10 protein-coding genes and 6 pseudogenes are annotated in these 14,655 nt (G+C 59.7%); 6 read left to right on the top strand and 10 right to left on the bottom strand.

The annotated features are described in order from the left end of the window. Positions 1-124: 124 nt before the first annotated feature. A pseudogene (locus EHH60_RS36415) lies at positions 125-301 on the top strand (IS3 family transposase); the annotation flags it as partial. Positions 302-320: 19 nt separating this feature from the next. Here EHH60_RS36415 and EHH60_RS37340 read toward each other — a convergent pair. The 4 genes and pseudogenes from EHH60_RS37340 to EHH60_RS36400 all read right to left on the bottom strand — a co-directional run. Beyond that, positions 321-478 (bottom strand): annotated as a pseudogene (locus tag EHH60_RS37340) (IS256 family transposase); the annotation flags it as partial. Between the two features lie 466 nt (positions 479-944). Further along, positions 945-1,244, bottom strand: coding sequence for a hypothetical protein (locus EHH60_RS36410; RefSeq protein WP_124163951.1), 300 nt, complete (start codon positions 1,242-1,244; stop codon positions 945-947). Between the two features lie 66 nt (positions 1,245-1,310). Next, positions 1,311-2,393, bottom strand: a complete 1,083-nt coding sequence (locus EHH60_RS36405) for a hypothetical protein (RefSeq protein WP_124163950.1) — start codon at positions 2,391-2,393, stop codon at positions 1,311-1,313. Positions 2,394-2,767: 374 nt separating this feature from the next. Further along, positions 2,768-5,176: a DUF3141 domain-containing protein gene (locus tag EHH60_RS36400; RefSeq protein WP_124163949.1), complete on the bottom strand. Its 2,409-nt coding sequence runs from the start codon at positions 5,174-5,176 to the stop codon at positions 2,768-2,770. Between the two features lie 525 nt (positions 5,177-5,701). Here EHH60_RS36400 and EHH60_RS36395 point away from each other — a divergent pair. After that, entirely contained in the window at positions 5,702-5,926 is a 225-nt protein-coding gene (locus tag EHH60_RS36395; RefSeq protein ID WP_311739830.1) for a hypothetical protein, read from the top strand. Positions 5,927-6,187: 261 nt separating this feature from the next. Here EHH60_RS36395 and EHH60_RS38505 read toward each other — a convergent pair whose 3' ends face one another. The 4 genes from EHH60_RS38505 to EHH60_RS36385 all read right to left on the bottom strand — a co-directional run bounded on the left by EHH60_RS38505 (position 6,188) and on the right by EHH60_RS36385 (position 8,744). Beyond that, positions 6,188-6,367, bottom strand: a complete 180-nt coding sequence (locus tag EHH60_RS38505; protein ID WP_245334194.1) for an SEL1-like repeat protein — start codon at positions 6,365-6,367, stop codon at positions 6,188-6,190. 24 nt (positions 6,368-6,391) lie between these two features. After that, positions 6,392-6,571, bottom strand: coding sequence for a tetratricopeptide repeat protein (locus EHH60_RS38500; RefSeq protein WP_225115165.1), 180 nt, complete (start codon positions 6,569-6,571; stop codon positions 6,392-6,394). A gap of 345 nt (positions 6,572-6,916) precedes the next feature. Next, positions 6,917-7,513: a tetratricopeptide repeat protein gene (locus tag EHH60_RS38740; RefSeq protein WP_245454693.1), complete on the bottom strand. Its 597-nt coding sequence runs from the start codon at positions 7,511-7,513 to the stop codon at positions 6,917-6,919. A gap of 565 nt (positions 7,514-8,078) precedes the next feature. Next, positions 8,079-8,744: a type IV secretory system conjugative DNA transfer family protein gene (locus EHH60_RS36385; RefSeq protein ID WP_124163948.1), complete on the bottom strand. Its 666-nt coding sequence runs from the start codon at positions 8,742-8,744 to the stop codon at positions 8,079-8,081. A 157-nt stretch (positions 8,745-8,901) separates the two neighbouring features. On the opposite strand from EHH60_RS36385, the pseudogene EHH60_RS36380 reads away from it, so the two are divergent. Then, positions 8,902-9,915, top strand: a pseudogene (locus EHH60_RS36380) (IS256 family transposase); the annotation flags it as partial. Between the two features lie 306 nt (positions 9,916-10,221). On the opposite strand, the pseudogene EHH60_RS36375 reads toward EHH60_RS36380, so the two are convergent. Beyond that, a pseudogene (locus tag EHH60_RS36375) lies at positions 10,222-11,426 on the bottom strand (IS110 family RNA-guided transposase). Positions 11,427-11,691: 265 nt separating this feature from the next. Here EHH60_RS36375 and EHH60_RS36365 point away from each other — a divergent pair. The 3 genes and pseudogenes from EHH60_RS36365 to EHH60_RS36360 all read left to right on the top strand — a co-directional run. Then, positions 11,692-11,920, top strand: a pseudogene (locus EHH60_RS36365) (IS256 family transposase); the annotation flags it as partial. A gap of 103 nt (positions 11,921-12,023) precedes the next feature. Beyond that, positions 12,024-12,191 (top strand): hypothetical protein, encoded by a 168-nt coding sequence (locus EHH60_RS37335; protein WP_157786120.1) that lies wholly within the window; start codon positions 12,024-12,026, stop codon positions 12,189-12,191. A 138-nt stretch (positions 12,192-12,329) separates the two neighbouring features. Then, positions 12,330-12,620, top strand: coding sequence for a DUF3768 domain-containing protein (locus EHH60_RS36360; RefSeq protein ID WP_124163946.1), 291 nt, complete (start codon positions 12,330-12,332; stop codon positions 12,618-12,620). 1,198 nt (positions 12,621-13,818) lie between these two features. On the opposite strand, the pseudogene EHH60_RS36355 reads toward EHH60_RS36360, so the two are convergent. Further along, positions 13,819-14,527: pseudogene (locus tag EHH60_RS36355) on the bottom strand (IS3 family transposase); the annotation flags it as partial. Between the last annotated feature and the right edge of the window lie 128 nt (positions 14,528-14,655).

Here is a 14,655-nt window from a genome sequence, read left to right as displayed (position 1 = left end):
CGGAAAGTGACATCATCAGCCTTCCCGACCGTTCCATGAACGCAAACTCGGCGACCAAACCAGGGATGAAATCGATAAAGAACCTCGCGAAAAACGGTTTTGTGGGCGTTCTTGAGTCTTGTTGTACAACGATGCGCGACCACACTCGCAGGATGGAAAACGCCCTCCGAGTTCGCCTTCAGCTGTCACCCGCGCCGGAATCTGGCGCTGCGCTATGCCGAAAGCTCCGCCGCCAGCTCCCGTCGCTGCCACCACCCAACCGGGCAAATCCAACAGCCGGAGCGAACTCAGGATTGGATAAAACTTGGGGGCAAGGTCACAAGCCTTCCCTCGCTGGCTCTCCGTTCTCCGCACCCAGCGTCTCCGTCATCTCGGCTTCGAGGGTCTTCCTGCGGATCAGCGGCTTCAGGAACTCCTTGTCCGACCTCAACAACTCTTTGACTGCAGAGACATCCGTCTTAATCGTCGTCACGGTCATGGCGGGTCCAAGCTCCTCTACGAGCGGTGATCTTCGCAACCACCGGACTTGCCATGACCGCTTCAGCCGCTCAGCTTTTGCAGAACTTCCCGCAGGCTACCTCATAAACCTCATAAAAGTGTGCTCGATACTCCGCTCTGAGTTAGGACCCCGTGGGCTCCGCCGCGGCTGCTCGGTGCCGATCCTTTGGAGCATGGCCATCACCTGGGTGATGCCCGGCTCCCGCTGCGCGGGACGGGCATGGCCGGCGGTCTTACCGCGAGCGCTGGCGGCGAGGCCACGTTCTGCTGTCTGAATGACGTCCGGCGGACCGCACCGCATCGACGCAAAGTCTTAGAGGGTGGAAAGTGGTCTTCAGATTCGAGCCAGAAGCGGACGCGAAAAGGCGCTCTTGCCGGTTCGCTTTGACCTGGACCCTCGAGCTGACTACTGTCTCCGTACGTTTTTGGAGGTTGGTGCAACCGGATTACCGCCAGTCCGATGAGCTGCAAGCGAGAATGCCAATCGCGCGCAGCGCGGCAGCCGCCTTCGCGAGTGGAGTAATTGTCTCGACGGTTCCGATTTCGTTGCTGGGCATGGCGTCAATTCGTCGCAGCAGTCGCGCGAAGCTGCCGACTTGTCTGTCCAGAAGAGCGACGTCGACGTAGTCGCCCGGTTCAATACTAAGTAGGTACTGCGGCACGGTGACGAGCGCGATGTTTGGGATGCCCTTTAGGTAGAGCGGCTGGCCTTCGCCGAACTGAATGAGTGCGTTTGGGGCTGACACTCTCGGCGCTTGTCCGGTTGTACGCCACTCTGATTCGATAAGCGCCGTCAGCTCCGGATTGGAGGCCTAGAGCAGTTCGGGTTCGGGGTTGCCTGTCGGGCCATAGGTATTTTTGAGAGGATCGTCACGGTATTCCCGAGCACCGAGGTGCTCGATCACCAGACCTGCCACTGCGTGGCGATTTCCCGGACCACCGGCCCACCACTGCGGGTGGTCCCGCAACCAGCGCGAAGTGGCTTGGCCATGATCGGTGACCGCCGGGATTCGGAGGTGTCCAGCGGTTAACACGAAGACGGCTGTGCGTGCCAACGGTCGAGCGACAGTCTGGCGCGCGAGTTCGACCAAACCGACGTGGCCGTTCTCCTCGACAATGTTTGTACCGTCACTGTGGCTTACCACGAGCACAGTTTCGTGGGCTGCGCTGTTACCTTCCACGGCCGCCCATATTGTTCGCATAGTGCTGTCTCGCTCGATCACGGCGTCGACGACGAGCGTCGCCCGCATGGCCCGTGAGGCGGCGTCCAGCACCAAGTCGGCGTCGTCTCCAGCCACGAAGACCGCTGGAATGTTCTGGTAGGGCAACGTGAACGGTAAGTACTGTCCTTTGGCGTTGAAAATGCTTATGCCACGCCAGGCGAAGATCACCGCCTCAACGCCAGCTCGTCTAGCACGCGCCAGACCGAGGCCGGCGAACGTGGCAGGAAGCAGCGGCATAGTGGTCTTGCCCCATGCACGCGCCCGATCCCAAGTCTTGACCGCCGCATCAAACGGGAACTCCCGATTTCGGACCTCGACGACCGCAATTCCGCCGCGCGCTTTGGTCCATCGCGGTATTGGACCGCGCAATCTGTACAACTGCTTCTCGGTCCCTAGGGGGCCGGTGGTCCCGGAGTAGGGAAAGACCGAAGAGATCGCTATATCGCGCCCGTCGATCTTAAGACGCAGACCGTCGGGGTTTTCTGCAGCCATGCTCCAGCGATCGAAACGCAAGACGTCCTCGTGAACTCGCATACCGAAATCGGCCCACTGCTGTTTAACATGCTCTGCAAGTTGATCGTGGCTCTTTGAGCCCGAGATTCGGGAGCCAAGGGACTCCAAGTACATCAGCTCGGCGCGGATGGTATCGTGGTCCACGGCGAAGAACTCCATTCCGCGGATTTCGGCAGGGAGAAAGTGCCCCAACAACTAATATCTCTGCTCGGTCCGGAGGAAGTCGCCAGATTCGACGACTTCAGCGCGGCTGGTTCTTTTCTGCAAAGGGAACGCATCGGTATCTGCTCGCTTCTTTCGTCAAGCTAATTCTTGAACTTCGAGCCCTCCGTTACCATCAGCGCTCAGGATCCGGAACACACAATAGGCGCGCGTCGAACATGTTTGGCCGCTCCAGCCGCAAGCGTCAGAGTACAACGTGCAGGACGAACTGGCTTCATCCTGTGCCAACTACGAGGCGCATCGACATTGCCCTCAGTTGCCACGCCTGGCGCTCAAGCCGATGGTCATCCTTTACGCCAAGCGTCGACGCTTTACTCAGCCTTCATTTGTGCCAACGGATTTTCGGTAACATCGCCGGTGATTGGCGGCTGCTCAAGCACCTGAGCAAACCGCCCTAGGAGGTCGATCGTCTTCGGCGACATTTCCGCGATGGGACCAGGTACATAGCGTGCGACCAGGCAGGCGCGGCGGCGCTCCTCAGAGTCATCCAGCAGCAATGGCAGGGTCTCGATTGCTTGCTCCCGTTCCAAAGTGGCGATGATGGTCTGTTGGCGAGTGATTGTAGTCAGACGGTCAGAAGGGACCGAGCGGAACGGCTCGTTCTGCGTCAGGACGCGTGACCAGCGATCGAGACGATCGCGGCGGATACCGCCGCGATCGCTCACAAGCAGCGCCATCATGCGGATGACGGCCTCGATAAAGCCGCCGGTCGCGATCATCTTAAGCGCACACTGAACGTCCGGGCGCGACCTCAATTCTTCTGGCGTCATTTGCCTCGCCTGCACTTCGTAGCGATCACCAAAATAGTGCTGCAAAGGAGTGTTCCACATGCTGTGGAACGTCAGCTCATACATCATGTCGCGCAGGTCGCGCCAGTAGATCATCGCCTGTGCGATATGCTGCACATACAAGGCTTCCGCCAGCAGGAATGGATTATCTACTCTGGCCTTGGCTCGAGACTGGCGAACCTGCTCGCTTATGGACTTGAAGCCAGCCAGCATCAGATTTCGCGAAGAAATTAGCGCTCGCGACAGGCGCTCCGGGTGAACACTACGGCAAGCTTGGGCCGTGAAGGTCGTGACTGCAGCTCTGACGAAGGGGCGGGCGATTGTGTGATAGATCTGTGCCTGAAGTTCAGACGCCCGGTCAACTGCACCGAAAGGGAACTCATCGCGATAGTTGTCGTTCAATGCCCGGATGTCCTTGAAGCTGCGTTCGACTAGTTCAACACTGAAGCTTTTTCGTCCATCGTGTTCCTGAACATCTTTGACGCACATTTCGTAGAGGCTGGGCATTAACGCTTCGATTGCCTCAAGCGTGGTTGCAACTTGCCGGAACTCCCTATTGACAACTTTTGAAGAGACGAAGATGCCGAGGTGCCCGATGTCGTCATGCACCATATAGATAATGTGTTGGCCGCGAACGCGGATCTCCTCCTCGTCCTCGTAAACATCTGTGATCCAATTCAGAGCCTGCTGGGGCGGCGTCACTTTGTCGCCATGGCTGGCAAACACGATGATCGGCGCCCGGATCTGCTTGAGATCCACGTGCTGACGCTCCGATCCCAGGTAGGCCATGTTTTTGCCGAGCCGGTTGCCGATGAACAAGTTTTCGAGAATCCAGCAGATCTCGTTTTCGTGCAGCAAGCAGAAGCTGCTCCACCACTTCTCGGTGGCAAGAAAGCTTTCGCGCGTCGTATCCACGTCGCGGAAAAGCTCGGCGTACTTGAGGAACAGCCGGCGCTCGGGATTGAGCATCTCGAAATTATGTATGAGATTGGCTCCATCAAACATGCCCTGGCCAAGGTCGCACAGAAACATCGGGATCCAGACTCCGCCGAATATGCCGGCAATGTAGCGGAAAGCGTTGTCGCCGATGTTTCCCGACACAGCCGTCACCGGTGATCCATTGATGACGACGGGTCCTGTCAAGTCAGGGTTTGTTGCGGCCAGAACGAGGGTCGCCCAGCCTGCTTGGCAGTTGCCGATAATGGCCGGCAGAGGCGCGCGCGGATGCCGGCGGATCACTTCTCGAACAAACGCCGCTTCCGCATAGGCCACATCAGAGAGTTGCTGATCCTGCTCCGGATCGCGACGGAAGCTCACCAGATACACTGGATGACCTTCGCGCAAGGCGACGCCGAGCTGACTATCGTGCTCGTGGGCTCCCACACCCGCAGTGTGTCCCGCACGTGGAGGGATGATAACAAAGGGCCGACGACGGGAGTAATCGACCGTAACATCTTGCGGCGGGATGATGCGCAGCAATACGAAGTTGGACTTTACGGGAAGATCCCTTCCGTCCATGATCTTCTCGTACTCGTAGAAAAGAACCGGCTGACAGCCTGCCGCCTCATGTTCAAGGAAGAGGTCGCCGCTCTCCCGGAGAAGATCGATTAGCAATATAGCGCGCTCGCCCGCGTCGCGGGTGTATTCACGCCAGGCAACCCCAAGCTGTCCATCGTCACGCAGGTTCCGGAGATCTTTGGCCAGACGTTCGCCGCTTGCCAAGAGCTCGGGCAGGCGCATAAAGACCATTTCGCAGCCGCGCTTGACCCGCAGTATCCAGGCAACTTGTAGAATGTTGATGGTCTTCGCGCCCTGTTGGACCATGCGATCAGCGTGGAGTCTGAATGGGCTGCGGGTGAGCGCGTGCTCGAGTTCTGCATGTTGCGCTTCCATTGACTGGGCCAAGTTGGAGCGCTGGAACGAGTCAGACATGGCCTGACCTCCTCTGTTCTAGAGTCGATGCCGCCCCGTAGTGCTGATTCACGCTGTGGTGCCGGATTGCCTGTCTACGGCATCTTTCATCCGGCAAACTGCTCGCAAGCGAGGTCAGTGTGACCAAGAAAGCGTAACCTCAAAAGGACGTTTTGCGAGCAGGGGTGACTTTCCACGACGTTCCCGAATCGCTCTATGCAAAGTCGATGCCAGGCATCTTGTTGCTGCCGAGACGAAGTATGGCCAAGCAACTTCCGTCTTCCTGTTCTGCTGCACAGGTTTTGTCTGATCGAAAACCAACACTGGCAGAAATCAGACACTGCGGATCACCTTTGTTAGATAGCGGACGTCTGTACATTCCTTGCTGGCGTTTACACGAGCGTCGCGAGCCCGTGTAGCTGACACCCAAGCGAGAATGCAATGCTCGGCGTTGTGATTGGGAACAAACGTCAGAGACCTTAAGGCTGCCATCCATCAATTTGGAAGCGCCGCGGATGCGGTCGCCTACGGTTTTCAGCACTGGCGGTGCTGCGCCTCGCCTGGGCAGTCGCAGGAATCGCCGTGGGATTTGGGTTGCGCGCGAACAGAACGGCGATTTTTCGCGGTCTCTTCCTGAACCGCACCCACGCGTTCAAGTACGCGCTGTCCAAGAATGGCCATCATCCAGAAACCATCGTCGAGGTGTCGCGCGAGATGGAATTCGATGTTCCCGCTCATTTGCAGATCGTCGGCACGAGCTCCGCCAACTAATACATCGACCCCAATTGAGAACAGGAGACGAAATTCAATGCGCGCCAGCGGCTTCCTTCAATCTTGAAAATGAAATTGCAAGCTTCCCGGCCTTCAGACCCCAAAAGGTAGCAATTAAACCTTGCTCCGCTCCAAAATTGACTCCCGCTCAATGGCTTGGGCGGTTCTTCACGGCCGACTGTTTAGTGTTGTGGCGCCCAGTGCTGACCTGGATTGCAGCCTGGCAGCGGCGCTGCGCCTCGCCCGAGGCTAGCGTAAAGCCTATGTTTCCAGTGTGAAAGTCTCCTCGCGTGTCGCGCCGATCGACTGGAGGCGCCGCACGGCGCCTTCATTGCGTTGCCGCGCCGCGTATTGATACGAATTGACTGCTGCGTCCCGATCTTGTGCGGTGCCTCGGCCTGACATCAACGCGTCGCCCAGAGCAACCTGCGCTTCCGCCATGCCTCGCTCGGCGGCTCTCTGAAGCTATTCCGTCGCCTTCGTCACGTCAGCCTCGCGCCCCTGTCCCCTCCCGAGCATCACGGCGAGGTTGTACTGCGCAACAGTATGTCCCTGCTCTGCAGCGGCCTCATACCAGTTCACACCCTCTGCAAGATCCAGGCGCACTCCAGTACATAACGGCGAGCTGGAACTGTGCGGCTGCATGCCCCGCGCGCGCGGCCTTGGTCATCCACGATGATGCTGCTGAGCATTCCCCACGCCGCTCTTTCGGATCCAGATGGAGAAGTCCAAGCATGTACTGCGCCTCGACATAACCGGCTTCCCCCGCCCGTGTAAGCCATAGGATTGCGCCTAATATATCGGCGGCCCCTCCGAACTTACCCATCTTCAGCGCGCCCAGTTGAAACGCCGCCGGAGGATGACCAGCCTCCGCGGCCTCTCCCAACAAAGAGTGCTCGCGTGCAACGTTATCAGCAGACGCATCCTAATGAAGCAGGAAGACCGCATAGGCGGTCTTGGCGTCAGGATCTCCGCTACTGGCGGCCCTGCTCACATTCCGACGCCATTTCCTGATCTTTGGGAACGCCAGCGCCGGTCGAATAGAGCTTTCCGAGTTGCACCTGTGCGGCGCTGATGCCGCCATCGGAGGCACGTTCGAAACCATTTTATCGCGGCCTCCAAGTTGCGCTGAACGCCGGAGCCGTTGAGATAGAAGATTGCAACATTGAACGCCGCAGTGGCATGGCCATTTTCGGCCGCGCGCTCGAACCACTTCGCGGCATGACGAATGTTGGGCGAGACACCGACACCAGTCGCATAGAACCGCCCTACGAAGAATTGCGCCTGCACATCGCCCCGCTCGGCCGCCTTCTCATACCAAATCGCCGCCTCCCGCAAATCGGGCTCGGCATCGGCTCCGCTCGAATAGAATTCCGCGAGTGCCTGAATTGCCGGAAGATAATCCTTCCGCGCCGCCTTGCGCAGCGCGGTCTCGGCGCGATCGAGGTCCTTGGCGACGCCCTTGCCGCTGAACCGAAACAGGCCGATGTTGTAGAGTGCGATCGGATCATCATGCGTGGCGGCACTCTGGAATAGGCGAGCAGCCTCAGTCGGGCTCTCGGGCAAGCCCCTACCCTTCAGCGTCATGAATGCGAGCCCAATCTGCGCCCTCACGTGATCCTGCGCGGCGGCCTTGCCATACCAGATCGCAGCCTGGGCGAAATCGACGGGTACGCCGCGTCCCTGATAATAGACATCGCCGAGCGCGAACTCGGCAGGTGCAAACTTCTGATCGGCCGCCGCGTGATATCAACGAAGTGCAGCAGCGAAGTCCTTCGTGCACCCCTGCCCTTCGCTGTAGAGATGGAGTGCCCGACCGCATTGAAGCCGGAAGGCCTCCTTGATGAATAGGCTCGGCGCGATGCAATTCACGTTTCCGCGATGGCTTCCAAGGATAACAGCTTCTCTCACTAACTTCGAAAAGTACAGGGCTCAAGCGTGGTCGCACTGAAGGGAAGTGAAGGAGTACCATCAATCAGAAGAGTACCATCAATCATCAGCTTTAAGTAGACGATAGTTGGACAGCTGCAACAGATCGGCTTCATCAAATCGGCCTTGAAAGTTCCGCGCCCTGTATGTCGCACCGTCTGAACCAGCCCTAAAGGATATGATCGTACCGGCGTTTCCGAGAACGGCGTGACGCACCTCTGGTTCAAGCTGATGGAGGTATTGGTGGGCGACTGCAAGTGTTGAAACTCGTCGACGTAGACAAAGAACGGACGCCGTTCATACTCGGGTAGGTCGGCGCGGCTAAACGCAGCAAGCGCGAGCGTAGTGACGAGCAATCCGCCCAGGTGTACGAGCTGTCCTCACCGATTTGCCCTTTGGCCAGGTTCACCAGTAGTACTTTGCCCTCATCCATGATTTGCCGCACATGGAGATCATGCTGGGGAGCGGTTAGAAGTCTGTTGAGTATCGGATCTGAAAGGAAGGCGCCCACTTTGTTCTGGATCGGCGCCGTGCCGTCGGCACGGTAGCCAAACGAGAACCGCTCAAACTCTTTTATGAAGAACGTCCGAACCGACTCGTTTTTCAAGTGTCGCGCAATCTCGGCGCGGAACTTCCGGTCCGATAGGATGCGCATCGTGGCGTGCGGTTGCTCCTGCAGCGCCATCAAAACGTTGCGCAAAATGTGCTCCATGCGAAGGCCCCATGCATCCGGCCACATTTTCTTGAATACTTCGATGAAGCCAGAAGCAGCGAGCGCGATCCGATCTTCACGGACATGCCGCAGGGGATTGTACCCATACGGCTGGGAGGGATCGCACGCATTTAAGTAGATCACGTCTGATGAGCGTCTCGTGGAAACCTGCGCCACGACGCGCTCCACCAAGTCGCCGTGAGGATCGATAAGAGCGATTCCACATCCGCGCTCGATGTCCTGAAGCGCCGTCGTCTCGATTAAAGTCGACTTTCCGGTACAGTCTTGCCAATGATGTAAAGGTGCGAGAAGCGGTCTTCGTCAGCCCGACGAGATCAACGATCCACTGACGGATATCCTGCGAGCGGGCGCGCAGCAGCTTTTGGCGCAGGCGATCGAGGTCGAAGTCGCGACGTTTCTTGCCACGATGAAGGACTTGAAGCCGGCCGATGGGCGCGCCCGCGTGGTGCGGCACGGTCGCGGCCCGGCGCGAACGACCGGCATCGGCCCCGTCGAAGTCGCACGGGCGAAGATTCGGGACCGCGGCGCGGCCGGCGATGGCGAGCGGATCCAGTTCAGCTCGGCGATTCTGCCGCTGTGGGCGCGACGGACCAGGAGTTTGGACGCGCTGTTGCCGGTGCTCTACCTGCGCGGCATCTCGACCGGCGACTTCCAGGAGGCGCTGACGGCCCTGCTGGGTAAGGACGCACCGAACCTGTCGCCAGGGGTGATTTCCCGGCTGACGGCCGAATGGCAAGGCGAGTACGAGCGTTGGCAGAAGCGCGATCTGTCGGCGCGGCGCTACGTGTATGTGTGGGCCGATGGGGTCTTCCTGCAGGCGCGCATGGAAGACCACGGCGAATGCATGCTGGTGCTGATCGGCGCAACGCCGGAAGGCAAGAAGGAACTGATCGGCTTTCAGGTCGGCGTGCGGGAGAGCACGCAGAGCTGGCGCGAGCTCCTGATCGACGTCAAGCAGCGCGGATTGCAGATCGCCCCGGAAATTGCCGTCGGCGACGGCGCGCTCGGCTTCTGGAAGGCGCTCGATGAGGCTTGTCCCGGCACCCGGCACCAGCGATGCTGGGTGCACAAGACCGTGAATGTCCTGGACAAGGTCCCGCTCTCGGTGCAGGCGAACATGAAGACGGACCTGCGCGAGATCTACCGGGCGCCGAACCGGGCGGCCGCCGAAGCGGCGATCGATGTCTTTGCCGAGAAATACCGCGCCAAGTATGGCCGGGCGGTCGAATGCCTCACCAAGGACCGCGACGCGCTGCTGACCTTCTACGACTTCCCCGCCGAGCATTGGGACCATCTGCGCACGACGGATGAGATGGACAAGCGATTTCTTCGTCGCCGAGACGACGACTGCGGAGATCGCTGTAAGTCCACCTATTGTTCGGCTGCGCTGCGGGCCATTCTTCCGTCCCGGCCACCGATCTCGCAGCCGCCGCGCGCCGGGGCGGTCAAGGCTGGCCGCATCTGCGGCCACCGCAAGGCTTGGCCTTGACCGGCCCGAGCACGGCGGCACACTGGCAGTGGAACGGGACTGCATTCCTGGCTAGAACTTGCCATCAGCCGCGATTATGGTTGTTGGGCGCGGGCGACCTCGTGGCGAAGCGTGACGCGTCGGCTGCAAGCGTCACCGGACTGCCTATTTTGTCCTGCCGAACTGAGGCGCTCGCGAGCCACTTTTTGGGTGCCGCGACTTCCATTGCGACACGAATCGTTCGTAGCTTTGCTCGGCCTGGGCGGCAATCAACATCTCGCGGTCGCGCAGCGGCTTGATGTTGTAGGCATAGGCTGGTCCACGGCGGCTCCCTTTCTGTTGTGGATGTCCGGCTTGAAGTTGCATCGCGCGGGTCTTGCTGGCGACTAGCGCCGGGCGCGCCCACAGGTAATCCTCGCCCTTTGTCAGCAAGTGCCAGCAGAGCACAGTGAGCTTCCGAGCCACGGCCACCGCGGCGATCTGATGGCCGCCGCGCACGGATCCGCACGAAAAAAGCATGCAGTGGACCGGGCGCCTTGGCCGCTGCCCAGGCCGCTTAGACCAGCATGGCGCGCGCATGACTGCGGCCGATTTTGCTGATACGGCCGTGGTGGGCTGCTCCCAACCCGGACTGCCGCACCCGCGGGTTCAGCCCGAAATAGCTCACCAGCTTGTGCGGGCTGTTGAACCGGCTGATGTCGCCGATCGCCGCCACGATGCCGGCGGCGACCGCCAGGTTCACGCCGGTGATCGTCATCAATCTGTTGACCGCGGAATCCTCGATTGCGTCCCGCGCGATCTCGCGGTCGAGCAGGACCAGGTCTTCCGCCAGCCGGTCAAGCTCACGGACATGCCGGTCGATGGCCGCTCACTCATCGTCCGGCAACTGTTGAGCGGCCAACCATGCCCGGCAAAAGATCGGCATGCGGGCACTTCGGGATCAGGTGCGCGTGCAGGATCGAATGCACCTCGTTCTTGAGCCGCGTGCGATGCCGCACGACCTGGTAGCGCCGCGCCACCAGCCTACGCTTGCGCTCGGTCTCCGCGTCAGGCGTCCAGATCTGCGGCAGGTATCCCGCCGTCTGCAGACTGGCGAGCGTGCCGGCATCGATCTTGTCGGTCTTGACGTGAGCCTGGGCGATCGCCTTCACCTGCAACGGATTGGCGATGATCACCCGCGTCACGAATGGCGCCAGAACCCGCGACACCGCCAGGCGGTTACCAGTCGCTTCGAGCACCACCTCATCACCGGCCAGCGGGGTTTTGCCAAATCCCTCCAGCGCAGTCCGCGTCATATCAATGCGACCCGCATGTCGAAGCCTGCCGTTCTCCCAAAATACCACCTCCCCGAAGGTTCGGTGGACATCAATGCCAATTTATCCGTCGCATTCGCACCTCCTCTGCCGAACACATGACGGGAGCTGCGGGCGACACGACAACTACGGATTCGCGCTCGCGGCGCAACCGGGCGAGTCGCAGAGGCGGCCAGCTACTAACTCGAGCTCTCGGCTCATCGTGTGCATCGGCCTGTCCGCACTTCGTGCTCCCGGTGCCTCTGTCCCGATGGTCGCACCATACGCCACGATGTAGGAACACCGCAGCGGAACGTTGGCACCGAGCCATCTCATACCGGTTACCAATCCCATCGAAAGCGTGTTCGCGACCGTGCGGCACAGAACGGTGCGCACCAAGGGCTCGTTGTCGCCGACCACCGCCAAGCCTGATGGTGTTCAAGCTGGTCATCGCCGCATCAAAGACCTGCCGGCGGCTCAACGGCACAAATCCAATGCCCAAGGTCATCGCAGGTGTCAGATTTAATGACGGCATCGAGGTCATCCAAATGCCGGAAAACCACGCCGCCTGATCACCTCGTCACCCAAAATCCCGCATAGCTCCAGTAGTGGACGCTCGCTCCGCCTCGGAACGAGCACCCGAATGGGTCGGAAGCTCGTAGCGAGGAGGACACGATGTCCAACATTTCTCTTGCCGAGAGAGTTCAAACGAGCCCCGCGATCTGCATGACGGCGGGGTGCAACAACACCGCCGACATGGAGCCCGATCAAGACCAGGGCTTCTGCGAAGCATGTGGTGGCAAGACGATCGTCTCGGCACTTGTGCTCGCCGGCCTGATCTAGGAGGGTGGCGATGCTGGTTCGCAACTACTACCACCCCGAAGAGTGCACGCGAGTGGAGCGACGTGTGGTCCGCATGACGCCCTACAGGCGCGAGGACGCGGAGGAGTGCGATGATGAATAGTATCGCCCTTCTGAACGATGCCTTCCGGCGCACTTCGGTGGCGGCAAGGCAATGATGACAATCGGAGCCGCCGAGCTACCCGACTGCGTAAGGCCGAGGCGCTCCGTCAGGTGGCGGATTTCTCCGGGTTTACAGAGGAGAACGATTCTCATGGCGAGCACGGCTTCGGAAGCTTCGACTTGGTGGGTCAAAAGTTCTTCTGGAAGATCGACTACGACGACAGGAAGATGCAGCAAGGCTCCGAAGATCCAAGCGACTCGGAAAGGACATTGCGTGTCCTCAGGCTGATGTCGGCAAGCGAGTACTGAACAGAACAAGAAATGGTCGCCTCCTATCCAGACGCTGCGGAAGAATGCTCCAGCAGGACGAAGCACCGTGGCGGGGAACATCGGAAGCCCTGCCGAACCCTCAGGGTTAAGCGCGCGATCAGTGCGGACATTTGCCTCGGACACTGCTTGTCCAGCCCTCGCCACGGCGAGGGCTTTGTATGGATCCTGAATGGTAAGTAGGCTGCTCTAGGATTCGTTCAGATCACATGACTCCGAGGCGCATTTGTCTAGCGAGCGATATGGAGATGACACCGAACAGATCTCTTTTCCGCGGAGGCGGAGTGGCGCAATGGGATCTGCATGTGCATAGCCCAGCGTCAAACAATTTCAGCGGCGATTGGCCGGCATTTGTCATTCAGCTCGGAACCTCCGACCGGCGTTACTAGGATCCCCGGTATCGTATGTCCGAACACAAACGCGGAGCCTTGCTTACCATCGAGGTGGCGTTCTCGGCTCTTACGCTATCGCTACCGCTCACCAAAAACTCGTTCAGTAAGTGCTGTTTGATTGTCGCGGCCTCCCGCTCTCCCTGTGAGGCAAGCCAAAGAATGCGCTCCGCGATCTCCAGCGCAGAGCGGTGCTCCTGCCCGATGAACGTGGAGCTAGCAAGTACTTCATCAAGGACGTTGCGGAGCATCTGCACCGTAGCAGTGTCGTAAACCATGCGCGAATACCCATCCCGACAAATCAATGAGCCAAAAAACACTGCGCGTCACTCCGACCAGCAGCGGCAAGTTGTCGGACCAAGCTACGTAGCACGCTTTGATTGCAGGTTTATGACCGAGCGTTTCCTCGTGACACAACGCGCCTCTCTCTGCACTGACAGGGTATACCCGTCCTACCGTCGGGATTGGGACATCGATGTCTTGAGGATGACGTAGTTTAAATTGTCTAGCGGCTCTTGCCTGAGTGAGAACTTCGAGTGTCCGTGTCAGATAATTTGAGACTGGCCAGGCTTTTCGAGAAGGGGGGCTCCTAGGCTTAATCGAGTTTTACGCTCTTTCTGGCCCAGGCGAGGACCGGGGCAATCATGAATCCGCTGCCATTAGCAGCCACAGGTTCCGCTGTTTGCGCTCGCGCAGACCTTGCAACCTACTTCGAACGAGGTTGGCAGTATAGGAAGCCCATCGGGTGCGCATCTGCGGTGACCTGCCACTGCATTTTCATCCAGCGGCAGTTAGAGTCTCGGGGTTTGTACGCCAAGTGGCGCGGGTGCAGCAACGGACGATCGGCGGAGCTGGTCGGGGTTGCGCAGCCGATCGTCCGTTGCGGTGAGGTGGGCGGCGTAGGCCGCGGGGGTCAGGTATTTCAGCGACGAGTGGGGACGCTGGAGATTGTAGTCGGCGACCCAATTGCCGATCTTGGCGCGGGCGTCATCGAGATCGAAGAACAGGGTCTCGTTGAGTAGCTCATCGCGCATCCGGCCATTGAAACTCTCGACGAAGCCGTTCTGCATCGGCTTTCTCGGTGCGATGAAGTGCCAATCGATGGCTGCGTCCTTGCACCAAGCGAGCATGGCGTTGCAGGTGAATTCGGTGCCATGGTCGGACACGATCATTCCTGGCTTGCCGCATCGCTGGACGATTGCCGTCAGTTCGCGGGCCACGCGCCGCCCCCGAGATTGAGGTCTCCGGAATGGCGCTCAGGCATTCCTTGGTGACGTCGTCGACGATGCGGAAGCGTCGGCCATTGGCGAACTGGTCGTGGACGAAGTCCAGCGACCAGCGCGCGTTCGGCCTCGCCTCGACCAGGATCGGGGCACGGGTCCCCACAGCTTTGCGGCGAGCCCGCCGCTTGCGGACGGTGAGCCCTTCCTCGCGATAAAGCCGGTAAATCCGGTTGATCCCCGATGGCTCGCCCTCCCGCCGCAGCAAGACGAACAACCGGGGTACTGTCCAGAATCTTTCGCACTTTTGATCAGGCGACGGCTCCGGTTTCAGAGAGTTGTGGCTGATAGAGCGGTCGCATGTTCATGTAGCATTTGGTCGACCACGCCGTTCCGGCAATGTGCCGC

It is taken from the genome of Bradyrhizobium sp. RP6 (assembly GCF_003837805.1).
In the GTDB taxonomy this organism is placed as follows: domain Bacteria; phylum Pseudomonadota; class Alphaproteobacteria; order Rhizobiales; family Xanthobacteraceae; genus Bradyrhizobium.
Note: the sequence above shows the minus strand (reverse complement) of the source record. Positions and strands in the feature narration are given on the sequence as shown.

What these genes read in the sequence shown, in the direction of transcription:
- EHH60_RS36360 (WP_124163946.1), top strand. Translation starts at nt 12,330, where the DNA reads ATGCCTTCCGGCGCACTTCGGTGGCGGCAAGGCAATGATGACAATCGG.
- EHH60_RS36400 (WP_124163949.1), bottom strand. Translation starts at nt 5,176, where the DNA reads ATGTCTGACTCGTTCCAGCGCTCCAACTTGGCCCAGTCAATGGAAGCG.
- EHH60_RS37335 (WP_157786120.1), top strand. Translation starts at nt 12,024, where the DNA reads ATGTCCAACATTTCTCTTGCCGAGAGAGTTCAAACGAGCCCCGCGATC.
- EHH60_RS36405 (WP_124163950.1), bottom strand. Translation starts at nt 2,393, where the DNA reads ATGGAGTTCTTCGCCGTGGACCACGATACCATCCGCGCCGAGCTGATG.
- EHH60_RS38505 (WP_245334194.1), bottom strand. Translation starts at nt 6,367, where the DNA reads ATGGCGGAAGCGCAGGTTGCTCTGGGCGACGCGTTGATGTCAGGCCGA.
- EHH60_RS38740 (WP_245454693.1), bottom strand. Translation starts at nt 7,513, where the DNA reads ATGACGCTGAAGGGTAGGGGCTTGCCCGAGAGCCCGACTGAGGCTGCT.
- EHH60_RS38500 (WP_225115165.1), bottom strand. Translation starts at nt 6,571, where the DNA reads ATGCAGCCGCACAGTTCCAGCTCGCCGTTATGTACTGGAGTGCGCCTG.